This window comes from Nocardia sp. NPDC020380, from assembly GCF_044386975.1.
GTDB lineage: Bacteria > Actinomycetota > Actinomycetes > Mycobacteriales > Mycobacteriaceae > Nocardia.
In genome coordinates, this window is the sequence record NZ_JBIRVQ010000009.1 from 47,403 (window position 1) to 69,127 (window position 21,725).

Annotated in this window: 25 protein-coding genes; 14 read left to right on the forward strand and 11 right to left on the reverse strand. The window is 68.6% G+C overall.

The window, feature by feature from the left end:
• The first annotated feature begins 5 nt into the window (after nucleotides 1–5).
• Nucleotides 6–659, forward strand: a complete 654-nt coding sequence (locus ACH438_RS25090; RefSeq protein WP_397009251.1) for a TetR/AcrR family transcriptional regulator — start codon at nucleotides 6–8, stop codon at nucleotides 657–659.
• A 60-nt stretch (nucleotides 660–719) separates the two neighbouring features.
• On the opposite strand, the gene ACH438_RS25095 is transcribed toward ACH438_RS25090, so the two are convergent.
• Complete coding sequence (locus ACH438_RS25095) at nucleotides 720–1,055, reverse strand: YnfA family protein (protein ID WP_397009253.1); 336 nt, start codon at nucleotides 1,053–1,055, stop codon at nucleotides 720–722.
• A gap of 61 nt (nucleotides 1,056–1,116) precedes the next feature.
• Complete coding sequence (locus ACH438_RS25100) at nucleotides 1,117–1,599, reverse strand: copper chaperone PCu(A)C (RefSeq protein ID WP_397009255.1); 483 nt, start codon at nucleotides 1,597–1,599, stop codon at nucleotides 1,117–1,119.
• 120 nt (nucleotides 1,600–1,719) lie between these two features.
• Here ACH438_RS25100 and ACH438_RS25105 point away from each other — a divergent pair, with 120 nt between their 5' ends.
• The 3 genes from ACH438_RS25105 (at nucleotide 1,720) to ACH438_RS25115 (ending at nucleotide 5,446) form a co-directional block, all read left to right on the forward strand.
• Nucleotides 1,720–2,409: a response regulator gene (locus ACH438_RS25105; RefSeq protein WP_397009257.1), complete on the forward strand. Its 690-nt coding sequence runs from the start codon at nucleotides 1,720–1,722 to the stop codon at nucleotides 2,407–2,409.
• A 149-nt stretch (nucleotides 2,410–2,558) separates the two neighbouring features.
• The gene (locus tag ACH438_RS25110) at nucleotides 2,559–3,545 is read left to right on the forward strand and encodes an ATP-binding protein (protein WP_397009969.1); all 987 of its coding nucleotides are present in this window, start codon (nucleotides 2,559–2,561) and stop codon (nucleotides 3,543–3,545) included.
• Between the two features lie 233 nt (nucleotides 3,546–3,778).
• Nucleotides 3,779–5,446 (forward strand): DUF4153 domain-containing protein, encoded by a 1,668-nt coding sequence (locus tag ACH438_RS25115; RefSeq protein WP_397009259.1) that lies wholly within the window; start codon nucleotides 3,779–3,781, stop codon nucleotides 5,444–5,446.
• A gap of 5 nt (nucleotides 5,447–5,451) precedes the next feature.
• Here ACH438_RS25115 and ACH438_RS25120 read toward each other — a convergent pair whose 3' ends face one another.
• The 3 genes from ACH438_RS25120 to ACH438_RS25130 all read right to left on the reverse strand — a co-directional run bounded on the left by ACH438_RS25120 (nucleotide 5,452) and on the right by ACH438_RS25130 (nucleotide 8,054).
• Nucleotides 5,452–6,624, reverse strand: coding sequence for a hypothetical protein (locus ACH438_RS25120; protein WP_397009261.1), 1,173 nt, complete (start codon nucleotides 6,622–6,624; stop codon nucleotides 5,452–5,454).
• A 152-nt stretch (nucleotides 6,625–6,776) separates the two neighbouring features.
• Nucleotides 6,777–7,130: an iron chaperone gene (locus tag ACH438_RS25125; protein ID WP_397009263.1), complete on the reverse strand. Its 354-nt coding sequence runs from the start codon at nucleotides 7,128–7,130 to the stop codon at nucleotides 6,777–6,779.
• Between the two features lie 24 nt (nucleotides 7,131–7,154).
• A complete protein-coding gene (locus ACH438_RS25130; RefSeq protein WP_397009265.1) occupies nucleotides 7,155–8,054 on the reverse strand; it encodes a TIGR03619 family F420-dependent LLM class oxidoreductase in 900 nt (299 codons plus the stop codon).
• Nucleotides 8,055–8,148: 94 nt separating this feature from the next.
• On the opposite strand from ACH438_RS25130, the gene ACH438_RS25135 reads away from it, so the two are divergent.
• Entirely contained in the window at nucleotides 8,149–8,706 is a 558-nt protein-coding gene (locus ACH438_RS25135) for a sugar O-acetyltransferase (RefSeq protein WP_397009267.1), read from the forward strand.
• A gap of 28 nt (nucleotides 8,707–8,734) precedes the next feature.
• On the opposite strand, the gene ACH438_RS25140 is transcribed toward ACH438_RS25135, so the two are convergent.
• Nucleotides 8,735–9,616: an SDR family NAD(P)-dependent oxidoreductase gene (locus tag ACH438_RS25140; protein ID WP_397009269.1), complete on the reverse strand. Its 882-nt coding sequence runs from the start codon at nucleotides 9,614–9,616 to the stop codon at nucleotides 8,735–8,737.
• Between the two features lie 189 nt (nucleotides 9,617–9,805).
• Here ACH438_RS25140 and ACH438_RS25145 point away from each other — a divergent pair, with 189 nt between their 5' ends.
• The 4 genes from ACH438_RS25145 (at nucleotide 9,806) to ACH438_RS25160 (ending at nucleotide 14,580) form a co-directional block, all read left to right on the forward strand.
• Complete coding sequence (locus ACH438_RS25145) at nucleotides 9,806–11,758, forward strand: CocE/NonD family hydrolase (RefSeq protein ID WP_397009271.1); 1,953 nt, start codon at nucleotides 9,806–9,808, stop codon at nucleotides 11,756–11,758.
• Nucleotides 11,759–11,884: 126 nt separating this feature from the next.
• A complete protein-coding gene (locus ACH438_RS25150) occupies nucleotides 11,885–12,751 on the forward strand; it encodes an NAD(P)H-binding protein (RefSeq protein WP_397009273.1) in 867 nt (288 codons plus the stop codon).
• Between the two features lie 91 nt (nucleotides 12,752–12,842).
• The gene (locus ACH438_RS25155) at nucleotides 12,843–13,634 is read left to right on the forward strand and encodes a helix-turn-helix domain-containing protein (protein WP_397009275.1); all 792 of its coding nucleotides are present in this window, start codon (nucleotides 12,843–12,845) and stop codon (nucleotides 13,632–13,634) included.
• Nucleotides 13,635–13,686: 52 nt separating this feature from the next.
• Complete coding sequence (locus ACH438_RS25160; protein WP_397009277.1) at nucleotides 13,687–14,580, forward strand: fructosamine kinase family protein; 894 nt, start codon at nucleotides 13,687–13,689, stop codon at nucleotides 14,578–14,580.
• Here the strand turns inward: ACH438_RS25160 and ACH438_RS25165 are convergent.
• Nucleotides 14,577–14,999 (reverse strand): hypothetical protein, encoded by a 423-nt coding sequence (locus ACH438_RS25165; RefSeq protein WP_397009279.1) that lies wholly within the window; start codon nucleotides 14,997–14,999, stop codon nucleotides 14,577–14,579. The two genes, ACH438_RS25160 and ACH438_RS25165, sit on opposite strands and share 4 nt — an antisense overlap.
• Before the next feature lie 164 nt (nucleotides 15,000–15,163).
• Here ACH438_RS25165 and ACH438_RS25170 point away from each other — a divergent pair, with 164 nt between their 5' ends.
• Entirely contained in the window at nucleotides 15,164–15,550 is a 387-nt protein-coding gene (locus ACH438_RS25170) for a VOC family protein (protein WP_397009281.1), read from the forward strand.
• 223 nt (nucleotides 15,551–15,773) lie between these two features.
• Nucleotides 15,774–16,265, forward strand: a complete 492-nt coding sequence (locus ACH438_RS25175; RefSeq protein WP_397009283.1) for a peptidylprolyl isomerase — start codon at nucleotides 15,774–15,776, stop codon at nucleotides 16,263–16,265.
• A gap of 77 nt (nucleotides 16,266–16,342) precedes the next feature.
• Here ACH438_RS25175 and ACH438_RS25180 read toward each other — a convergent pair whose 3' ends face one another.
• Both ACH438_RS25180 and ACH438_RS25185 read right to left on the reverse strand, forming a co-directional pair.
• Nucleotides 16,343–16,837, reverse strand: a complete 495-nt coding sequence (locus tag ACH438_RS25180) for a phosphoribosyltransferase (RefSeq protein WP_397009285.1) — start codon at nucleotides 16,835–16,837, stop codon at nucleotides 16,343–16,345.
• 13 nt (nucleotides 16,838–16,850) lie between these two features.
• On the reverse strand, nucleotides 16,851–17,561 hold the full coding sequence (locus ACH438_RS25185) for a metal-dependent hydrolase (RefSeq protein WP_397009287.1): 711 nt from the start codon (nucleotides 17,559–17,561) through the stop codon (nucleotides 16,851–16,853).
• Nucleotides 17,562–17,743: 182 nt separating this feature from the next.
• Between ACH438_RS25185 and ACH438_RS25190 the strand changes: the two genes are divergently transcribed.
• Complete coding sequence (locus ACH438_RS25190; protein ID WP_397009289.1) at nucleotides 17,744–18,490, forward strand: hypothetical protein; 747 nt, start codon at nucleotides 17,744–17,746, stop codon at nucleotides 18,488–18,490.
• 10 nt (nucleotides 18,491–18,500) lie between these two features.
• Here the strand turns inward: ACH438_RS25190 and ACH438_RS25195 are convergent, their stop codons facing one another.
• Both ACH438_RS25195 and ACH438_RS25200 read right to left on the reverse strand, forming a co-directional pair.
• Nucleotides 18,501–18,881 (reverse strand): hypothetical protein, encoded by a 381-nt coding sequence (locus ACH438_RS25195; RefSeq protein WP_397009291.1) that lies wholly within the window; start codon nucleotides 18,879–18,881, stop codon nucleotides 18,501–18,503.
• Nucleotides 18,882–18,992: 111 nt separating this feature from the next.
• Complete coding sequence (locus tag ACH438_RS25200; protein WP_397009293.1) at nucleotides 18,993–19,844, reverse strand: alpha/beta fold hydrolase; 852 nt, start codon at nucleotides 19,842–19,844, stop codon at nucleotides 18,993–18,995.
• Between the two features lie 36 nt (nucleotides 19,845–19,880).
• On the opposite strand from ACH438_RS25200, the gene ACH438_RS25205 reads away from it, so the two are divergent.
• Together ACH438_RS25205 and mmuM are read left to right on the forward strand one after the other, a co-directional pair.
• On the forward strand, nucleotides 19,881–20,762 hold the full coding sequence (locus ACH438_RS25205; RefSeq protein WP_397009295.1) for an endonuclease/exonuclease/phosphatase family protein: 882 nt from the start codon (nucleotides 19,881–19,883) through the stop codon (nucleotides 20,760–20,762).
• Nucleotides 20,763–20,782: 20 nt separating this feature from the next.
• Nucleotides 20,783–21,649, forward strand: coding sequence for a homocysteine S-methyltransferase (gene mmuM, locus ACH438_RS25210; protein WP_397009971.1), 867 nt, complete (start codon nucleotides 20,783–20,785; stop codon nucleotides 21,647–21,649).
• Nucleotides 21,650–21,725: the final 76 nt, after the last annotated feature.

Sequence of the window (21,725 nt, forward strand, 5' to 3'; positions counted from 1 at the left end):
GAGAGGTGACCGAATCCGTGCCCGCCCCCGCACAGCTCGAAGAAAACCCCGCCGAGCAGCAGATATCCGATCAACGCCTGCTCAAAGGCGCCCGCGCGCGAGCCGCCATCGCCCGCCACGCCGCCGACGTCGCCTCCGTCGAAGGGCTCAACGGATTGAGCCTGGGCCGGCTCGCGGTCGATCTGGGCGTGAGCAAATCCGGGGTGGCGACGCTGTTCGGCACCAAGGAGAACCTGCAACTGGCCGCGGTGCAGTCCGCGCGCGAGGTGTTCATCGACCACGTCGTGCGCCCGGCGCTGAGTGAACCCAAGGGCATGCCGCGGCTGCGTGCGATCCTCGAGCACTGGTTCGACTACATCGGCGCGCCCGTCATGCCGGGCGGTTGCTTCCGCGGTCAGTGCGTGACGGAATTCGACAGCCGTCCCGGCCCGGTACGCGATGCGCTGGCCGCCGATCGCGACGACTGGTTCGCGGTGCTGGAGAAGGAGATTCGCCGCGCCCAGGAGCAGGGCTTCCTGACCGGGCACGACCCGCACGCGCTGGCGTTCCAGCTCGAAGCGGTCATCGCGGCCGCGAACAGCGCTGCGCGCATGGATGACACGACTGCCATTCCGACCGCCCGCGCCATCATCGACGGACTGTTCGGCCGGTCAGCGTAATCGCTTCGCGCAGTGCGAGATTGCGCGCGATGCATGAATGCAGCCAGGTCACAGCTGGTTTCACGTGGAGCGAGGCGCGTACATGATCAACGCGACACCCACCAGGCACACCAGCGCGCCGGTGATATCCCAACGGTCCGGGCGGAATCCGTCGAAGGCCATGCCCCACGCCAGCGAGCCCGCCACGAACACGCCACCGTAGGCGGCCAGGATGCGCCCGAAGCCGGCATCGGGTTGCAGGGTGGCGACGAACCCGTAGAGGCCGAGGGCGACCACGCCCGCACCCATCCACGCCCACCCGCGATGTTCGCGCACCCCTTGCCAGATCAGCCAGGCGCCACCGATCTCGAACACGGCGGCCAGCCCGAACAACAAGATCGATCGCAGGACTGTCATAGACGGCAACCCTAAGCGGCGGCCGGAGCACCCGCGCTGCATGGTCCGGCCGGTCGGTATCTCAGTTCTGGTCGCGCACCGGCGCGGTGACCGACTTGGTCGACCCGTCCGAGAAAGTCAGCGTGATCGGCGTCTCCGCACCCGCGCGCAACGGCTGCTTCAGCTCCAGGAACATCAGATGATCCGCACCCGGCGCCAAGGTCGCGGCACCGTGCGCGGGGATGGTGAGGCCACCGGCCTTGGGCCGCATGCTCTTCTGACCACTCGCGTCGGCCACCACCTCGTGGATCTCCACCCGCCCCGCCGCCGGACTGGCCGCGGCCACCAGAGTCACCGGCTGGTTACCGGCATTGGCGAGGGTGCCGAACGCGGCGGACATGCCGGAATCGGCGGCCTTGACCCACTGCTCGGCGAAGGAGACCTGATCGGCCGCCTTACCGGAGGAATCGGACGAGGTCTGGGAGTTGGAGCAGGCCACGGGAAACGTTGCCAGGGTCGAAATGGCTACGGCCGCGCCGAGCTTACGCAGGGTCGGTTCACGCACGGCAAACATGCTACGACGCACCGTCGCAGACGCCGGATTCCGGTGGTGTGACCGGGGTCTCCACAGGATCTTCACAATCGGCGCGAACCATCTCCACGGCCACCTCCTAGTGTCACCAGCATGGAATCGAGCCAGCAGCGCGGCGCCCGGCGCATCCTCGTCGTCGAGGACGAACCGACCATTGCCGAATCGATTGCCGCGCGGCTGCGCGCCGAAGGCTTCACCGTCGACATCGCCCACGACGGGCCCGCCGGCGTCGCCAGCGCCGAGGCCGGCGAACCCGACCTGGTCGTCCTGGACGTGATGCTGCCCGGCTTCGACGGGCTCGAAGTCTGCCGGCGCATCCAGGCCCGCCGCCCGGTCCCGGTACTCATGCTCACCGCCCGCACCGACGAAACCGACGTCCTGGTCGGGCTCGGCGTCGGCGCGGACGACTACCTGACCAAACCGTTCTCCCTACGCGTGCTCACCGCCCGCATCCACGCCCTGCTACGGCGCGTGGAACGCCACGCGGCACCGGGGGCGACCATCATCGTCGGCGACCTGCGCATCGACACCGATCAACGCCGCGTCTGGCGCGCCGACACCGAAACCCAGCTCACCCCACTCGAATTCGAACTCCTGGTGAACCTGGCCCGGCGCCCGCGCACCGTCCTGGCCCGCGACCGGCTGCTCTCGGAGGTCTGGGGGTGGGCCGACGCCTCCGGCACCCGCGCGGTCGACAGCCACATCAAGGCCCTGCGCCGCAAACTCGGCGCCGACCTCATCCGCACCGTGCACGGTGTGGGCTATGCGCTGGAAGCCCGATGAATCCCGGCGACAGCGGCCCGGACCGCGCGCACTCCGAAGGTCCGGAGAACACGCGCTACGCCGGGCGCGCGGGCACGGATGAGGGTCACTCGGGGACGCGTGATGCGAGGAACCCGTTGCGCGCGGCCGGGAATCGGTTCACGGGACGGATGCCGCGGCCACTGGACCGGGTGCCCTCGATCAAGGTGAAGCTGGGCATCCTCATGGTGGGCTCGGGCGCGGTGGCGTTCGGATTCTTCGCCTACCGCATCGGCTGGCTGCCGCAGAAGACCACCATCACCGCCATGCTGATCGCGCTGGTCACCTCGCAGGTGCTGGCACACGGGATGACGATGCCGCTGCGCGAGATGACCGCGGCCGCCAAACGCATGGCGCAGGGCGATTATTCGCATCGGGTCCGCGCCACCTCCCGCGACGAGGTCGGGCAGCTGGCGGCGGCGTTCAATCAGATGGCCGCCGACCTCGCCACGGCCGATCAGCAGCGACGCGATTTCATCGCCAACGTGTCGCACGAACTGCGCACCCCGATCACGGCCTTGGGGGTGGTGCTGGAGAACCTGGTCGACGGTGTCGCACAACCGGATCCGGCCACCCTGCGTACCGCCCTCGCCCAGACCGAGCGTCTGAGTTTGCTGGTCTCCGAACTGCTGGCGCTGTCGAGCGTGGAAGCGGGCGCGGTGGCCCTGGATGTGGAACCGCTTGCGCTGGAACCGCTCCTGAAGGAGGTCGTGGCCGAGGCCGAGGTGATGGCGGCCGCTGTCGACCGCCCGATCCGCTTCAGCATCCATCTCGAGACCCCCGGCCTGCAGGTGCACGCCGACCGTGCCCGCCTGCACCAGGTCCTGCTCAACCTCCTCGACAACGCCACCCGGCACGGGCCCGCGCACGGTGAGGTCCGCATCCACGCCCACGCCTTGCGCGATCAACTCGTCCTCGACGTGGAGGACGACGGCCCCGGCATCCCGCACGCCGAACGCGCCCGTGTCTTCGAACGTTTCACTCGCGGCGGCCGTGCCACCACCGGCGGTACCGGCCTGGGCCTGGCCATCGCGCGTTGGATAGTCGACCTGCACGGCGGCACCATCGCCGTCGCCGATCCGGGCTCCCGCATCCGCATCACCCTCCCGGCGCCCTAACAAGACCCCTCCCACACCCGCAGCTCGGCGCTCCGCGCGCTCCCGGGCCACTGCCGCATACCCTCTGGAGGTTCGCCATGCCCGAGAAACCCGCTCCCGCAACAGACAATCCGCCACCGCACGATCCGGCCACCCACGATGCCGCGACTCCTGCAGAACAGCCTGTGCCCGCATCCGCATCCGCGGCGGGGGCCGGGGCATGGGCGGGTCCCGCGTGGCCGACTGTTCGCGCGATGGGGCTTGCGCCCGCGGCCGCCTCCGCGGTACCGCCGATGCGGCCGATCCCGCGATTCCGTCCACCCCCGCGCCACGTGGTCGTGCCGGTGCACCGTGGCATCGTCCCGGCGGTCGTGGTGGCAGGTCTGGCTGCAGCGGTGCTGATTCCCTTGGATCGGCCCGGTATCGGCTGGTTGCTCACCGGCCTCGTCCTCGCGGCCGTGGTCTATGCCGCGGATCGCGCTGCCCGCCGCGCATTGGTTGCGCAGCACCGTGTCGAGCCCGTCGCGGACGCTGACTCCGCGGAGGAGGAAGTGGCCGAGGAGGAATCGGAGGACATTGCCTCAGATGCCGAGTCCGAAACGGGTGATGAAAGCCGTTCCGGGACTGCCGAATCGACCGACTACGACCTGGAGGAGTGGGCCGATGAGTCCCGGGCGCTGCGCTGGGGGCGATGCTGGTGGACCGTACTGGCCTTGGGCCTGTTGGGGATCGGCACGCTCAGAGCTGCACCTTGGCTGTTCGTGCTGTGCGTGCTCGCGGCAATGATGGCGGGCTCTATGGCGGTAGTAGGGCGACGGTCGGTGTACGGGGTACTGGCCGATGCGGTGGCGGTGACCTGTGCGGCGGTCGTGTCGGTGCCATGGGTGTACCGCGCCGCGACGCAGGTACGCGGGCGGAAAGCGGTGATCGCGCAGCGGGTATGGATGTCGGTGCTGGTCACCGCCGGCCTGCTGCTGGTGTTCGTGCCTTTGCTGGCCGGAGCCGACCCGGTGTTCGAGCGCCTGGTGGCGGGGATGCTGCCGCGCGTGGATGTGGCGTCGGTGGCGCGGTGGGGAATGCTGTTCGGGCTCGGCGCGCTGGGGACCGCGGGGGCGTTGTATCTGCTGGCCGGGCCATTGCCCGCCGCCGATTCCGCGCAGGAGGCGGAAACCGGCGCGAATGGTGTTGCGTGGCTGGGCGACCGGCGCTTGTCGCGGATCGAGTGGGGGATTCCGGTGGGCGCGCTGACCGTCGTGTTCGCGGTATTCGTGGGGACGCAGCTCGCCGTGCTGTTCGGCGGGGACGGATATGTACAGCGGACCGCGGAGCTCACCTATGCGGAGTATGCGCGCAGCGGTTTCTGGCAGTTGTCGGTGGTGAGCATCCTGGCGCTGGCGGTGATCTCGGTGGTGCAGCGGGTGGCGGTGCAGGAGTCGGCGGCGGAAAGGGCGTGGCTGCGGACCGGTTTGGCGGCGGTGAGTGTGCTGACGCTGGTGATCGTGGCCTCGGCCCTGCACCGGATGTGGACCTATCAGCAGGCCTACGGGTTCACCGTCATGCGGCTGCTGGTGGAGGTGTTCGAGTTGTGGATCGGCATGGTCTATGTGCTCGTGCTCGCGAGCCTGGTGACCTTGCGCCGGGGATGGGTGCCGCGCGCGGCCGTCGGCCTGGCCGCGGCGACGTTGCTGGTGGTGGCCGTGATGAATCCCGAAGGGCTGGTGGCCGATCGCAATGTCACCCGCTGGCAGGACGGCAAGAACTTCGACTCGGACTACCTGAGCGGCCTCTCACCCGACATCCTGCCCGCACTCGACCGGCTGCCACGAGCGCAGCGCGACCCGATCGAACAGGCCATTCGCGCTCGCACCGCCGATGATTCGTGGCAGGGCTGGAACCTCTCGCGAGAACGCGCGCGCCGCTGAGCGTTTCAGCCGAAGGCGACCGGTGCCCAGGTACGCCCGGCATCGTGGGTGGCGAGCAGCTGTGTCGCCGGAGTGCCCGACCCGCGGGTGAGCACGGCGAAACCGTCGGCCGCCGAGATGAATCGGCCCGAACGGACATCCCATCCGGGTTCGGGGGCGGTGTAGGCGGTGGTCCACGTGTCCCCGCCGTCGCCGGAAACGAGCAGCTGATCCTCGACACCGACCACGATGTGCGCACTGTCATCGGGAATCAGGACACTGCTGTGCGGAATCGTGGGCGACAGCTGCGCGGTCTCGGTGAAATCGGCGCCGCCGTCGCTGGAGGTGAGCAGCCGCAACCCGGACGCATCATCGCCGTAGGGGCCAGGTCGCCCGCACAGGAGGATCATCCGATTCGGTGAGGAGGCATGCCAGTCGGCAGGCCCGTTGCCCCCGCACGGCAGCTTCCAGTCCTTCCAGACACCGTCGGTGAGGCGGGCGCCGGTCGCACCGCGGTTGTACACCATCACCCAGGCCCGATTGCCCTGGACCTGCAAGTTCCCGGTCGCAACGGGTCCGGTGCCGGTGTCGGCGGGGATATTGGTCTGGGTCCAGGATTCGTCGTCCACCGGCGTGGTGCGCAACCGCACCTGACCGTCGAGCACATCGAGGGCCCGAATGGTGTTGTCGCCGGCCGAGACCGACCAATGCTTCGGGCCCAGGTCGGGTGGCGTGGCATCGTGCCAGGTGGCGCCGTCGTCATGGGTGGCGAACAAGTGCTGATCGGTGGCGACCCACCGGTTCGGTCCATCCGAGTACAGGATGGTCCGGTCGGCGTCCTGGCCGCCGAGCAGCGCTACCGGGTTGTCGACCTGCTGCCAGATGCGCCCGCCGTCGCTGGTGTGCTGTACCGCCACGCACGCCGTACCGGGGCAGGGGAGGTTGCGGCCGGTCACCCAGCCTTCCTCGGCCGTGCTGAAGTAGATCGATTCCGGTTGGAAGCCAACGGGATTCGCCATGATCGCCGAGCTGGGTGCGGTGGATGCCGGCGCGGGAGCCGTGGTCGTGGTCCGTGGCGTGGCGACGGGTGAGGGTTCGTCGGGCCGGATGGTCAGGGACGCCACCAGTGCGGCGGCGGCAACCGGGACACCGATACCCACGACACCGGCCAGGAAGACCGGCTTCGTCCAGAACCCCACCGGCCCGGACTCCCTTCACAGATGTTCGGGCCGATGAGCATGCTCGGCGGGCCCTGCGGCACAACGGGTTCGAGTATGCCCGCTGACCCCGGGATTCACCTACTCGGTGCCGGTCCGCGCGCGGTCGTGCCGTCCAGCCCGGTTGCGCGGTGTCAGCCGTGGGCGCGTTCGCTCGCGAGCAGGGCGGCGGTGCGGCCGATGAGGTCGAAGGGGATCGGATCCTTCAGCGGGAACTTCAGCGTGCCCTTGCCCGCCACGTACGGGGCGATGGCCTGCGCGTATTCGCTGTCCCCGACCGGGACCGGGTAGACGGAGATGTGCTTCTTCCAACCGGCGAAGTACATGACCGCCTTCCCGTCCACCTGCACGGCCGGGATGTCGTAGCTGATGGTTTCGGTGCTGCCGGGCACGGCGGTGCGGACGGCCGAGCGCACGTGTTCGAGCACCGCCTGCGTTTCGGCGGGGAAACCGGTGACGTACTCCTCGACCGATGTCGCTGTCGCCATGCCTGCCACCCTCTCGCGATAGGTTCAGTCGCGCAATCGGTCGAGCAGACCGGTCGCGGTCTCCAGCATCTCGTCCACCGTATCGGTGATGTACATCAGATCGACGAAGAAATCGTCGTATCCGGTCTCGGCGTGCACGGATTCGATGGCCTCGTCGATCCGCGCCGGATCGGTGCCCGCCGCGACATTGACCCGCAGCACGGTGCCGATCGTCCCCGGATCGCGCCCGGCCTGTTCGGCGGCCCGATCGATGATGGCGCGCAGCTTCAGCAACTGCTTGCCCCAGCCGGGCGGGCCGGGCACCGGGACCACCGGCAGCCAGCCGTCGCCGCGCCGGCCGATGCGTTCGAGCCCGGCGGGGTTGAACGCGCCCAGATGGATGGGCGGATGCGGGCGCTGCACCGGCTTGAGTTCGCTGCGGTGTTCGGGAACGGTGACGAACCGGCCCCGATACCCGGCCGGATCGGTGGTCCAGATGGCTTGCAACGCATCCAGGGTCTCGTCCAGGCGCGCGCCGCGATGGGTGAAGGGCACGTCGGCGGCCTCGAACTCCTCGGGCGACCAGCCGATTCCGAAGCCGGCGATCAAACGCCCGCCGCTCACCACGTCGATGGTGGTCAGGGACCGCGCCAGGTGCACCGGGCGGTGCAGGGGCGCGATGAGCACATTGGTGCCGAGCCGGGCGTGTTCGGTCGCGGCGGCGGCAATGCCCAGCAGCACGAACGGGTCGAGCACCGAATTGAATTCGTCCGGAATGGTGCTCTTGCCGCCGTACCCGACCTTCGGGTTCGTCGCGGCGAGGAGTCGTTCCCCGACCCAGAGGCTCTCCGCGCCGGCCTTCTCGACCTCGGCGGCGTAGTAGGCGACCTTCGCGCCGTCGGAGGCCTGCGCACCGTGCTGGGGGAGATTGAAACCTATCTTCATCACTCCGTCTTACCAAACGCGCATAATTTTCCGGTCATGGCGGCATGAACAGGGCGTTTGCGTGAATGGCGGGCATGCTGGCCAGGATGGGCGGGTGGGAGAAGACAAGAATCGCATGCTGCGCGGCGAGCTCTACCGCGACTCCGACGTCGAACTCGTCGCCGAGCGCCGCCACTGCCAAGGACTGCTGGACACCTTCAATGCGACTGCGGCAGGGGAGGATTCGGCCCGCCGCGCCATCCTCGAGGAGCTGCTCGGCGCAATCGGCGAGGGCTCCTGGATCATGCCGCGGTTCCAATGCGACTACGGCTATCTGATCCGCATGGGCCGCAACAGCTTCCTCAACTACGACGCCATCGTGCTGGACTGCGCCCCGGTCACCATCGGCGACGACGTCTCCATCGGCCCGCGCGCGCAACTGCTCACCGCCCTGCATCCGATGGAGGATCACGAACTGCGCCGGCAGCGCTGGGAGACCGCGGCCCCCATCACCATCGGTGACAATGTGTGGCTCGGCGGCGGCGTGATCGTCTGCCCGGGGGTGACGATCGGTTCGAACACGGTGGTCGGCGCGGGCAGCGTCGTCACTCGCAGCCTGCCCGAGAAGGTGTTCGCCGCAGGCAATCCGGCCCGGGTGATCCGCGCCCTCTGAGTCACTGCCCGGACTCCCCGGGCCGATGTCACTGTCCGGGGAGTCCGGCCAATTCGGTGCAGACCCGGCGCAATCGGGTCGCGGTGGCGTCGTCCTGGGCGGCGCGTGAGGGCGCCTTGACCCGGTTGCGCTGGAAGTAGCAGCCGGAGACGGCGGCGATATCGGGATCGGCGGCCAGATAGGTGAGGGTGCGGCCGCCCTCCTCGGGCGAGATCATGAACGCGCGTTTGCCCAGCGCGAGTGCGGGGCGGGCGAACCAGGGTGCGGCGTTCCAGATGTCGGTGGCGACCACGCCGGGGTGGAAGGCATTGGCGGTGACGCCCGTTCCGCTCAGCCGGCGCGAGAGTTCGCGCACGTAGAGGATGTTCGCCAGTTTGGCGCGGCCGTAGGCGCCGTTGGGGCTGTAGCCGTGGCGGAAGCCGAGATCGTCGAAGTCCAGGCTCGCCCCGTAGTGCATGGCCGAGGCGGTGAACAGGACGCGGGCGGGGGAGTCGCGGCGCAGCAGATCCAGCAGCAGTTCGGTGAGCAGGAACCCGGCCAGATGATTGACCGCGAAGGTGGCCTCCACGCCGTCGCCGGTCTCGAGGCGGTGCATGTGGAAGGCGCCCGCATTGTTGGCGAGCACGTCGAGGCGGTCGTAGCTGTCCCGTACGGTGGCGGCGAGTGCGCGCACGGCGGTGAGGGATCCGAGATCGCACTGCAGGGTGTCGACCGGTCCCGCGGCGGTGCGGCACACCAGATCGGCGGCGGCGGAAAGCTTCTCGGGATCGCGTGCCACCATTACCAGCCGATGCCCGTCGGCGGCGAGCTGACGTGCTGCGGCCAAACCGATTCCGGAACTGGCCCCCGTGATCAGCATGGTCTTCATGCCCGGCGAGCATGCCACACCGGCGCCACGCTGTCGCGCCACGGCACCGGTCCGTGTCCGGGTGATAACGAAAGTCTCTGGCGTGCAACGGAATAGCGACTTGTGCGAGCGCACGACCCGGCGCACTCGATTCGTGCACACTGCCGTCTCGACAGCGCGCCCGAAAAACCCGATACTGTCTGAGACAAAGTGTCCGCCTGGTGGCGGGCAGTATCGGCAAAGGAGCCGACCATGGCGCATCCGCACGACCTCCCGGCCTCCGGCCTCCCCGCGCACGGCACGCCACTGCCCCCGGACACCCGCTTCCCCCTCGGACCCGTCATCCACCCGCGCATCCGCATCGACCGCGGCATCGGAATCCGCATGAGCGACGGCACCATCCTCTCCGCCGACATCACCCGCCCCGCCGACCGCCACGGCACCCTCGTGGCCGAACCACTCCCGGCGGTCATCACCATCACCCCCTACAACAAAACCCTCATGACCCGCGCCAACCCGCTCATCAACGCGGTCTCGGCACTGGGGCCACTCGTCTACCGGGTGGTGCCGCCCTCACCGCACGGGCGCGCCGGTGGCCGGGAGATGGTGCGCGCCCTCGGCGGCGGCGCCCTCGAATCCATCCGCGCCAACCGCACCCTCGTCTCCCGCGGCTACATCCACATCGCCGTCGACGTACGCGGCACCGGCACCTCCACCGGCCGCATGGAGATCATGTCCGCACGCGAACAACAAGATCACCTCGAAGTCCTGGACTGGGTACGTGAACAGCCCTGGTGCAACGGCGACCTCGCCATGACCGGCATCTCCTACCTCGCACTCACCGCCCTGCAGACCGCCGGGCACCGGCCCCCGGGACTCAAGGCCGTGTTCGCCCTCGTCGGCTCCGAGGACCCCACCCGCGACCTCATCCTCACCGGCGGCGCCCAATCCATGTTCACCCTGGCCTGGTTCGCCGCCGTCAACGGCAGCAAATGGCTGCCCTCGGTGCCCGGCCTCGTGAAATCCGGTGCCGCCGTGCGCTATCTACGCGACCGCGTCGCCAGCCCCTTCACCCGGCTCACCGATATCGCCGGCGCCATGATCGACGACGAACACCCCGAACACTTCTACAACGCCGACGCCCACGTGCGCCGCCCGCAACTCGAGAACTTCGCCGCCGCCACCTGGATCCACGCCGGCTGGCACGACGTCTTCGCACGCTCCGCCTCGGCCCTGCACAACCGCCTGCAATTGCCCGCGGGCGCAGCGCAACTCGTCGTCGAGGACGGCTACCACATCAACCCCGGCAGCGGCTTCGGCGCCGCCGAGAACCCGCAACGCCTCGACGAACTGCAATGCGCCTTCTTCGACCGCTGGGTCAAAGGCATCGACAACGGCATCGACCGCTACGGCCCGGTCACCCTGCACCAGATCGGCGGCGACTGGATCAGCCGCGACCACTTCCCGCACCCCGCCGCCCGCGTACACCGCTGGTACCTGTCCGGGCAGAGCAGCGGCGCCGCCCCGCACGCCGCCACCGACGGATCCCTGCGCGAACAACCCGACCGCTACCCGCACCGAATCCGGCTGCCCCGCAAGCGACCCAGCATCGTGTCCCAGACCAGCACCTGGATGCTCATGGGGCTGCCCACCTTCCTGGGGGAGAACTGGTTCATCGACGACCGCACCCACGAGGAATCCGCCGCCACCTTCACCAGCGACGCCTTCGACGGCGACCTGCTCATCTCCGGACCCGTGAGCCTGCACCTGCGCGTGCTCGCCGAAGGCACCGACGCCTTCTGGGCCGTCACCGTCTGCGATGTCGCACCCGACGGAAAATCCACCGTCATCACCCGCGGCGCGCTGCGCTCGACCCGGCGGGCCCTCGACGAAACCGGCAGCGGCTACCTCGACGGGGAACTGGTCACCCCCGAGCACCCGCTCTCCGCCGATACCGTGCTCCCGGTGAAACCCGGTGTCCCGCACGAACTCGACATCGACCTCACCCCCACCGAAGCCGTCCTGTGTGCCGGGCATCGCCTGCGAGTGGCCGTGGCACGCACCAGCTGGCCGCGCTACTTCCTCACCCCGGCGGTCGCGCGCACCATCAAGAAGCAGTCCATCCTGCTCGATCCCCGCCACCCCAGCCGCCTCACCTTCCTGGCCACCCCCGTGAACACCGGAATCGAACGCCGACCGGCCTGAAACCGATTGCCGCAGCGCAGAACCGGTCACACACCCTTGCCGTGTGGCCGCAACGGCCGGTGATCACCCCGGTCCGGATGCTCGAAACTCGCTGTGCGGCAAGAATGCGGCCCGTACGGTGAGCGTATGGAGCCGGTACTCGTCACCGGTGCCGCCGGGGGTAGGCAGGGATCCACCGGGCGGCATCTCACAGCGCAATTACTCGGACGCGGCATCCCGGTCCGCGCACTCGTCCACACCGACGACGTCCGCGCCACCGTGCTACGCGCACTCGGCGCCCAGGTCGTGGTCGGCGACATCCGCGAATACGCCACCATCCGCAGCGCACTCGACGGGGTCCGCGGCGCCTACTTCACCTACCCGGTCACCGACGGACTGCTCGACGCCGCCGGCGCCTTCGCGGTCGCGGCCCGCGAAGCCGGCATCGACCGCGTCGTCTCGGTCTCCCAGCTCGCCGCCGGCCCGCAGGCCCTCACCCCGCGCATGCGCCAGCACTGGGTAGCCGAACAGCTCCTGGACTGGGCCGATATCGGCGCCATCCACCTGCGCGCCGCCGTCTTCCACGAAAACCTCGCCCGCATCGCCGACACCGGCGACGGCAACACCCTCACCATGCCCATGGGCCCGCCACACACCGAACTCCCGCTCGTCGCCGCCTCCGACGTCGCCCGCGTCGCCGCCGCACTGCTCGCCGACCCGCAACTCGAGGCCGACCCGGTCATCCTGCTCGCCGGGGACGTCCTCACCATCGAGGCCGCCGCCCACACCCTCGGCCGCACCTACCGCGACACCGACCCCGACGACTGGCACCGCTGGGCCCTCGAGTTCTACGGCAGCCACCACGCCGCCGAACACCTCACCAAACTCTGGGAGATCTTCCGCCTCCTCGGCGAAGGCACCGGCCTCTACCAGGTCACCCCCGGCATCGAGCAATACGGCGGCCACCCCCCGATCACCCTCGCCGACTTCACCATCCACCGCCCCGGCCACTGACGGGAACCGTCCACGAGGAGTACACCAGCGAGCATGATCCATTACCCGACGGGTAATAGTCCTGGGCGTGGCGGGTCAATACGATCGGGGCATGCACACACAGACGGCAGGGGATCTGCTGCGGCACTGGCGGGTCGCCCGGCGGCTCAGCCAGCTCGAACTGGCCGGGCGCGCGGAAACCTCCACCCGGCACCTGAGTTTCATCGAGACCGGGCGCGCCACCCCCAGCCGGCAGATGATCCTGCACCTGTCCGATGAACTGGAAATCCCACTGCGCGAACGCAACCGCATGCTGCTCGCCGCCGGCTACGCGCCCGTCTACTCCGAATCAGCATTGGACAGCCCCGCCATGGAACCGGTACGCAATGCCGTCCGCCAGATACTCACCGGGCACGAACCCCATCCGGCACTGGCCGTGGACGCGAGCTGGAACATGCTCGACGCCAATGCCGGCATCGCCCTCTTCCTCGAAGGCATCGACCCCGCGCTGCTCGCCCCGCCGGTCAACGCCCTGCGCCTGAGCCTGCACCCCGACGGCCTCGCCGGGCGCATCACCAACCTCGCGGAATGGCGCGGCCACCTCTTCGAACGGCTGCAGCACCAGATCGACGCCAGCGGCGCCCCCGACCTCATCGCACTCCTCGCCGAACTGCGTGGCTACCCGGGCGGGGAAGAAGCCCCCGGCCTGCCCGCCCCCGACCAGGCCGTCGTGCCGCTGCGCCTGCGCCTCGACGGGCACGACCTCGCATTCATCAGCGTCACCACGGTTTTCGGCACACCCATGAACGTCACCGTCGCCGAACTCGCCATCGAAGCGTTCTTCCCCGCCGACGCCGCGACCGCCACCCTGCTGCGCGAACGACTCGCCGTCCAGGCCGACTAACCGGTCCGTATTCTCCCACTGTCCGGGACACCATGCCGCACAATGAGACTCCATGGACCTGCCCGCACACCTGCGCCGGCTCCTGGGCGAACCCGTCGACCACCTGGAACCCCTCGGCCACCGTCACGCCTGGACCCTGCATCGTGCGCACCTCCCCGACGGCCGCACCCTGTTCGTGAAGGCCCGCACCGACACCGACCCGGACGCCGTCGGAGTCGGCGCCGGCGTAGGCGGAACCACCTCGGACGGCGTCTTCACCGCCGAAGCCGCCGGACTACGCTGGCTCGCCGCCGGCAACCCCGACCTCGTCGCCCCGGTCCTGGCCTCCGACGACCACGTACTCGTATTGCCCTGGCTGCCAACCGAAACCCCCTCCGCGATCGCCGCGGAACACTTCGGGACCGGCCTGGCACAATTGCACGCCGCCACCCCCGCCAACTACGGCGCCACCTGGCCCGGCTTCATCGCCACACTGCCACTGGACAATTCACCGAGCACGGGGGAGTGGGGGACCTGGTACGCCGAACACCGCCTCGCCCCCTACCTGCCCGCCGCCGCCCACGTACTCGGCCGCGACGGCATCCGCCTGATCGAACGCGTCATGGACCGCATCGGCCACCTCGCCGGCCCACCCGAACCACCCAGCCGCATCCACGGCGACCTGTGGTCCGGCAACATCTTGTGGGGCTCCGGCCACGCCGTCCTCATCGATCCCGCCGCGCACGGCGGACATCGAGAAACCGACCTGGCAATGCTCGCCCTGTTCGGTACGCCCCACCTCGACCGCATCCTGGCCGCCTACCACGAAGTCGCACCCCTGAGTTCGGGCTGGCGGCAGCGGATTCCACTGCATCAACTACATCCGCTGCTGGTGCACGTGGTGCTGTTCGGTGGCTCGTATCGCGGAATGCTGCTGGCCGCGGCCGCCTCCGCCCTGGCAGGTTAGTCGCCGTACATCAAGGCCTTGACCAGCTTGTCCGGCCAGATATTGCACAGCGAGGCGACGATCTTGGTGTTACCCGGGTTGATCTTCCAGCCGGGGCCATAGGTCGTAGCCAGCGAGTTCAGGACCGAGGCCATCGTGTCGTCGTCGAAACTCTTGTATTGGGAGCAGGTTACGGTCGCGGCATCGCCCGCGTAGGGCGCGATGGCGACGCTGGTCGTGACAGGCGGCGTGGGCAGCGCGGAAGAAGTCTGATCCGGGCTCGTCGTCTCGGCCGCACTGGTCTCGGTCACCGTCGCCGGCCCGGCCTGCGGATGCCCATCGGTGGTGCTGCCACACGCGATCAAGGTGGCGGCCAATCCGGCCATAGCGACCGGTAGCAGTAGCAGGCGCGTGCGAACACGGAATTGGTGCGCAGACATACGGTTCCCTCCCAAAGAATCTCCGGGTGTGAGTATGCCCGATCACGATATCGCCTATCCGATACGTACATGGAAATATGCGCATCTACGCATGTGGCTTGGATGGGTCTCCGCTGAACGGCAGAGCGCGGAGCGGGGAAGGGGAGTGGGATAGCGTCGGCCGAATGGAATTGCAGCGCATCCATCACGTCGCGATCATCGCCTCGGACTATGTGAAGTCGAAGGCGTTCTATACCGAGATCCTCGGCTTGAAGGTGATCGCCGAGATCTATCGTGCCGAAAGGGATTCGTACAAGCTGGATCTCGCACTGCCCGACGGCGGGCAGCTCGAGCTGTTCTCGTTCCCGTCGCCACCGCCGCGGCCCTCCCGCCCGGAGGCCGCCGGCCTGCGGCACCTGGCCTTCCTGGTGCCGGACGTAGGGGAGGCCCTGGCCGAGCTGGCATCCCACGGGGTAGCGGGGGAGGAGATCCGCGTCGACGAGTACACCGGCAAGCGTTTCTCCTTCTTCGCCGACCCGGACGGCCTGCCGCTGGAGCTGTACGAGGCGTGATCGATGGCCACCTCCTCCAGGAGGTTCCTCAACTCAATTAGGAGATGGAAATATGCGCATCTAACGATGTGTTGGTGTATCAAAGACACTTCGGTGCACCGGACCACTCGCAGCCTTCTGACCTCACTCATCACCTACTCGCACAGAAGAGGGGAGGGGTTGGGCCACTGGGCTTTCGATGCCGCGCGGCCGGGTGGTTTCGGGCTCCCATACGATGGGCGGCATGACCAAAGTGCTCCTGAAGACCTCTGCCGGGGATATCACCCTGGAACTGGACGAGGCGAAGGCACCGAAGACCGTCGCGAACTTCGTCGACTACGTCAAGGCGGGCCACTACTCGGACACCGTGTTCCATCGGGTGATCCGGGGCTTCATGATCCAGGGCGGTGGGCTGACCGCGAACATGCAGCAGAAGCCTGCCCCGAACACTGTCGAGAACGAGGCCTCCAACGGCCTGAAGAACGACAAGTACACCGTTGCCATGGCGCGTACCTCGGCCCCGCATTCGGCCAGCGCGCAGTTCTTCGTCAACACCAGCAACAATGACTTCCTGAACTACCCGGGCCAGGACGGCTTCGGTTACACCGTGTTCGGCAAGGTCGTCGACGGCACCGCGGTGGTCGATGCCATCGAGGGTGTGGCCACCGGCAGCAAGGCCGGCCACCAGGACGTGCCGAAGGAAGCCGTCACCATTCTGTCGGCCGAGCTGGTCTGACGGAGTCCGTTTCTCCGCGAACGTAATACGCGCCGGGTTCGAGAGTCGAACCCGGCGCGTTGCTTTTGCCGTGAGGGTCAGGCGTCTAGGACGCGTGGCTCGCGGGTGACGACGGGCGGCAGCACCGACCACGGGAAGTTGATCCAGCGGTCGGTGTGCTTCCACACGTATTCGCAGTGCACCTCGGTGCGTGGCTTCTCGTAGATGACCGCGCATCGGACCTCGCGGACATGCTTGATGCAGAAGTCGCGCACCAGTTTCAGGGTCGCGCCGGTGTCGGCGACGTCGTCGGCGACCAAGACGGTGGCGCCGGTGAGGTCGACGGCGCTGGGCACGGGCGGCAGCATGACCGGCATGTCCAGGCGCTGATCCACGCCGGTGTAGAACTCGACGTTCATGACGTGGAGGTTCTTCACGTCGAGGGCGTATCCGAGGGAGCCGGCGACGAAGAGCCCGCCGCGGGCGATGGAGAGAATGAGGTCGGGTTCGAACCCGTCGTCGGCGATCTGCTGGGCCAGCTCGCGGCTGGCGGTGCCGAATAGATCCCAGGTGAGTTCTTCCCGATCGCTCATGCGCGGTCCTCTCTTACGGGTGGTGGCTGATCGTGTACCAGAGCAATGCCAGTGTGCCCAGTGCGAAGATCGGGACCAGGATGAGGGTCTCCATCTTGTTGCCGGTGCGTTCGATGATCGGGAAGCGCGTGCGAATCTTCAAGGGCCACAAAAGCCGGCAGCCGCGGTCGGTGAGGCAGTCGCCGATGAGGTGGGCGAGGGCGCCCAAACCGACGGAGAACGGTAGCCAGGCGGGTTTGTCGCTGATCCAGTGGTCGATGGCGAAGGTGCCGCAGGCGGCGAGGATCACGACGGTGCCCCACGCCTGGGGTCCGTCCCCGGTGGGTGCGAAGTTCAGGGCACGGATGGCGAGCGCCAGTAGGAAGAACGAGAGCGCGAGGGTGAAGTAGCGGCCGAGCCAGTGCTCGCCCGCCCACGTCCCGTAGGTGACGAGGGCCACGAAGGCGAAGGAGTGGGTGCCGTGGCGGTGTCCGCCGGAGATCCACGAGATGAAGCGGCAGGCGTAATGCGAGATCGGCCCCAGCACATGGGAAATGGTCCCGTTGGGGTGATCCGCGTCGGGGAGCAGCGCGGCGCCGGCGGTGAGGAAGGTACCCATGATCAGGTCGACCGCGCGGATCGGCCCGTGTTCCATCACCGGATAGGTCAAGAGCGTGAGCGGTAGCGCCGCTGCCGCTGCCGACCAGGCGAGCGCGCCGCTGGTCGCGTGAGAATGTCCTAGCACCGCGGAAACGTTAGCCCATCTAACTGGGCCGATGTCCAATGTCCGGCGGGGAGGCCTTCGAAAGTGCTTGCGGCCACACTTGTTTGACCCCTCCATGGTAAGACCGGGCCCGCCCGATTGGACTCGAGGTGAGTGAAATAGTCTCGGGTGGAACACGCTTTCCGCTCAGAGAGGAACGGGCAATGCCGGTAGCGTCCGCTGTCAAGGACCAAATCCAGCAGATCGGTGGAGGATTCATGTTCTCTCGGGAAGCGCGGGCCTTCGCCGCGAGCACCGGCGTGGACGGCTTCCTGCCCGGCTACACCCGCGGCCGCGGCGGTGTGCTCGGCGATGTCGACGCCGATGTGGTGACCGCCGCTTTCGGGTTCTTCCGTCCCGATACCGTGCGGGCTGCGTGGGAGTCGACCTCGGCCATGCCCGCCGCGGAGGGCGCGCTGGGGTATCTGAAGGCGTGCCAGGACTTCGGCCGCCGCAAGCTGGCCGAGTTCGACGGCGTGGAGCGGCTGGCCGGGTTGCTCGGCCGGGTGGTGGACGCTGCGACGCCGGTCGGCGTGCCGCTGTTCGCCGGCTGGCGGGCCCTGCCGCGGGCCGAGGACGCGCCCGGGCTGACCCTGCAGTTGATCCACACGCTGCGGGAGCTGCGCGGTGGCCTGCATCTGGTGGGTGTGCTGGGCAGCGGCCTGGCGCCGCTGCAGGCGGTGCTCATCGCGGGCTCGGCGCTGACCGCGGGCCCGGATCAGGCCCGCAATTTCGGCTGGCCGGAACCGTTCGAGGAGATCACCCCCGAGCTGAAGGGCCGCTGGGTCGCGGCGGAGAACATCACCGACGACCTGATCGCGCCCGCGTTCGCGGCACTGTCCGAGGCCGAGGGTCAGGAGCTGGTGTCGCTGCTGAACGCCTGCCAGGCCACGGTTTTCGCGCGCGCCTGAGACGCGCCGGCTACGGGGCCGAGAGCAGCCAGCGCCAGCGCGGCAGCTCGGCCACCGTGGTCGCGGCCGCCAGTACGGTGGTCAGCACGCCCGCCCAGACCGGCAGTACCGACCAGGCGCCGTAGAGGGCGCCGGCGAGCTGCAGCAGCATCATGACGATGGTGGCCCAGCCGGGCACCGCGACCATGACGTCCTTCTTGTCCCCGCGCGTGGAGAGCACCGCGGGGACCGCGATGAGTACGAGCAGCGACAACACCGACAGCGCAATCGAATACGAGGCGAGTGCCCACGGCACGGTCACCCAGGCGATCAATTCGGTGAGAACCCGCAGGACCGCGGGGATCCGGCCCCGGTCGGTGAGGTTGGGGGAAGTGGCGGCACGCTCTGACACCGGGAGAGCTTGACACAACACGTGTTCGGCCGCGATTCGGCGGGAACACCCGCCGAATCGCCACGAATCATGCTCGGCCCCGCGCAGAGTCGGCGCCGCCGCGAGAGTTCGTCAGCGCTGCAGGAACTCGAGGGTGACGCGTTCGAAGGCGTCCTTGGCCTCGTACATCACCCAGTGCCCGCAGTGCGGGAACACGTGCATCTCGGCCTCGGGGATGAGCCGCAGCGGGATCAGCGCCATGTCCGGCGGGCACTGGCGGTCGTTGGCGCCCCAGGTGAGCAGGGTCGGCGCTTTGACCTTGTGCAGCATGGACCAGTAGGGCGGGTTGGGGGAGTTGGCCAGGAACTGCTGCTGCAGGGCAAGGGCTTCCGAGCCGTACATGGCCTTGAGTGCCTGCTGGGCGTCGGGGCGGCTGGCGGCGGTCCAGCGTTCGTCGACGAGGTCGTCGGTGACGAGCTTCGGGTCGTAGATCATGCATTCCAGCCATTGCAGCAGCCGCTCGCGGCTGGGCTCGTCGGCGAAGTGCTGCAGCAGGCGGGTGCCTTCGCTCGGGTCGGCGCTGAACACGCCCGCGCCGATGCCGCCGATGGCGACGAGCTTGCGGACCCGATCCGGGTGGCGCATGGCCACATTGACCGCGACCACGCCGCCCATCGAGTTGCCGATGATGTGGGCGGAGTCGATGCCGAGGGCGTCGAGGAATCGGGTGACCGCGTCGACGGCGGTGAGGACGGGGTGGCCGGGGACCGGGTCGCTCACGCCGAAGCCGGGGAATTCCAGCACGTAGCAATGGAAATGGTCCGCATAGAACCCGAGGTTGCCACGATAATTGCGCCAGCCGTTCACGCCGATGCCGGAGCCGTGCAGCAGGAGCAGGGGAGGCCCGTCACCGGCCTCGTGGTAGCGGAGGATGCCGTTGTCGGTGGCGATTTCCCGCTTGGTGCTCTCGTATGTCACATCCACTCCGCCAGAGTAGAACACGTTACAGTCAGGAGGGTCATGTCCGAGGCCGGAGTACTACGGGTCGTACAGCTCAATATGGGATCACTGCTCGAACCGCACTGGGACGAACGACGATTCGAGATCCTGGCCTGGCTCGACCGGCTCGACCCGGACATCGTCTGCCTGCAGGAAGTCTGGGAGGACCTCGCCGAACCCGGCAGCAATACCGCTGGCTGGCTGGCCGGGCACGCCGCACCGGGACGCTGGCACTGGTGTTTCGGCGGCTTCCCCATCCGGGAACTCATCCGCGGCGACCGGGACCTGCTGTTCGGATCCGCCATCCTCAGCCGCTGGCCCATCGACCGGCACGAAGTGGTACTCCTGCCCGTGGATGCCGCCCCGCCCGACCCGCACCCCTCCTGGCGCATGCGCGCGGAACTGCTGCACGCGCACACCGGCGGCATGGACGCCTTCGGTACCCATCTCGCACCACCGCCCGCGCAGGCCTATCTGCGAGTGCGGCAGGTCCGCGCCATCGACGAGGCCATTCGCGCCCGCCATCGCGCCGACGTGCCGCTGCCGGCGGTCCTGTGCGGGGACTTCAATGCCAAACCGCCCTCGGACGAAATGCGGTTCCTGTGCGCGAACGCCGTCATCGACGGGCACAGCACGCACTACCAGGACGCCTGGCACGTCATGCATCCCACCGAACCCGGGCACACCCTCGACCCGCTCACCAACCCGGCGGCACGCTCGCTGAACGTGCCGCCGCAGCGCATCGACTACGTGTACGTGGGCGACCCGTTCATGCGACCCGGTGGCGCGGGCCGGATCCTGCGCGCCGACTTGGGTTTCCACGAGCCGCTCACCGGAATCCTGGCCAGCGACCATTATGGTCTGGTGGTGGACGTGAACTGGCCGCAGAAACCCGCGCCGTGACCACCGTGCCGGACCGGGTGCTGGTCGCCGACGGCGGCCTGGCGAGCGAGCTCGAAGCCCGCGGGCACGACCTGTCCGACCCACTGTGGTCGGCGCGGTTGCTCCTCGACGCGCCCGGCGAGATCCAGGCCGTGCACGCGGCCTACTACTGGGCGGGCGCGACGATCGCGACCACGGCGAGCTATCAGGCCTCCTTCGACGGGTTCGCCGCACGCGGCATCGACCGGGCCGGCACGGCGGAATTGCTGCGGCGCAGTGTCGAACTGGCGCAGGCGGCCCGCGACGAATTCGACGACGGCCGCACCCGCTGGGTCGCGGCCTCGATCGGGCCTTACGGCGCGGCCCTGGCCGACGGCTCCGAATATCGCGGGCGCTACGGGTTTTCGGTTGCCGAACTCAAGGCCTGGCACCTGCCGCGACTGGAAGTGCTCGCCGCCAGTGGGGCCGATGTGCTTGCGCTGGAGACGATTCCCGATATCGACGAGGCGGAGGCACTGGCCGGACTGCTCGACGGCAGCGGGGTGTGCGCATGGTTGAGCTACAGCATCGACGGGCTGCGCACCCGGGCCGGGCAACCCCTGGCCGAGGCCTTCGCCGTGGCCGCGGAGGTACCGGAGATCCTCGCGGTCGGCGTGAACTGCTGCGCACCCGGAGATGTCGCGGCGGCGGTCGCGCTGGCCCGGGAAGTGACCGGTAAGCCGGTGATCGCCTACCCCAACAGCGGTGAGCGCTGGGATGCGGGGGAGCGCTGCTGGACCGGGGTAGCAGAGTATTCGCCTGAGCAGGCCCTGGACTGGATCGATAGGGGAGCGGCGGTCGTCGGAGGCTGCTGCCGTGTCGGGCCTGCCGAGATCGAGCGACTGGCCGCACTCGTTTCGAAACGGTAGACCTGCCGGTCGGGGCGGGATAGCGAGCAAGAAATAGTTACATGCAGACATGCGCATGTATTGCTGTTATCTTCGT

Bases quoted from the DNA above. Each gene is read 5' to 3' on its own strand.
- ACH438_RS25115 (WP_397009259.1), top strand. From the start codon at position 3,779: ATGGGGCTTGCGCCCGCGGCCGCCTCCGCGGTACCGCCGATGCGGCCG.
- ACH438_RS25125 (WP_397009263.1), bottom strand. From the start codon at position 7,130: ATGGCGACAGCGACATCGGTCGAGGAGTACGTCACCGGTTTCCCCGCC.
- ACH438_RS25160 (WP_397009277.1), top strand. From the start codon at position 13,687: ATGGACCTGCCCGCACACCTGCGCCGGCTCCTGGGCGAACCCGTCGAC.
- ACH438_RS25110 (WP_397009969.1), top strand. From the start codon at position 2,559: ATGCCGCGGCCACTGGACCGGGTGCCCTCGATCAAGGTGAAGCTGGGC.
- ACH438_RS25150 (WP_397009273.1), top strand. From the start codon at position 11,885: ATGGAGCCGGTACTCGTCACCGGTGCCGCCGGGGGTAGGCAGGGATCC.
- ACH438_RS25205 (WP_397009295.1), top strand. From the start codon at position 19,881: ATGTCCGAGGCCGGAGTACTACGGGTCGTACAGCTCAATATGGGATCA.
- ACH438_RS25170 (WP_397009281.1), top strand. From the start codon at position 15,164: ATGGAATTGCAGCGCATCCATCACGTCGCGATCATCGCCTCGGACTAT.
- ACH438_RS25180 (WP_397009285.1), bottom strand. From the start codon at position 16,837: ATGAGCGATCGGGAAGAACTCACCTGGGATCTATTCGGCACCGCCAGC.
- ACH438_RS25095 (WP_397009253.1), bottom strand. From the start codon at position 1,055: ATGACAGTCCTGCGATCGATCTTGTTGTTCGGGCTGGCCGCCGTGTTC.
- ACH438_RS25145 (WP_397009271.1), top strand. From the start codon at position 9,806: ATGGCGCATCCGCACGACCTCCCGGCCTCCGGCCTCCCCGCGCACGGC.
- ACH438_RS25130 (WP_397009265.1), bottom strand. From the start codon at position 8,054: ATGAAGATAGGTTTCAATCTCCCCCAGCACGGTGCGCAGGCCTCCGAC.
- ACH438_RS25190 (WP_397009289.1), top strand. From the start codon at position 17,744: ATGCCGGTAGCGTCCGCTGTCAAGGACCAAATCCAGCAGATCGGTGGA.
- ACH438_RS25165 (WP_397009279.1), bottom strand. From the start codon at position 14,999: ATGTCTGCGCACCAATTCCGTGTTCGCACGCGCCTGCTACTGCTACCG.
- ACH438_RS25155 (WP_397009275.1), top strand. From the start codon at position 12,843: ATGCACACACAGACGGCAGGGGATCTGCTGCGGCACTGGCGGGTCGCC.
- ACH438_RS25175 (WP_397009283.1), top strand. From the start codon at position 15,774: ATGACCAAAGTGCTCCTGAAGACCTCTGCCGGGGATATCACCCTGGAA.
- ACH438_RS25105 (WP_397009257.1), top strand. From the start codon at position 1,720: ATGGAATCGAGCCAGCAGCGCGGCGCCCGGCGCATCCTCGTCGTCGAG.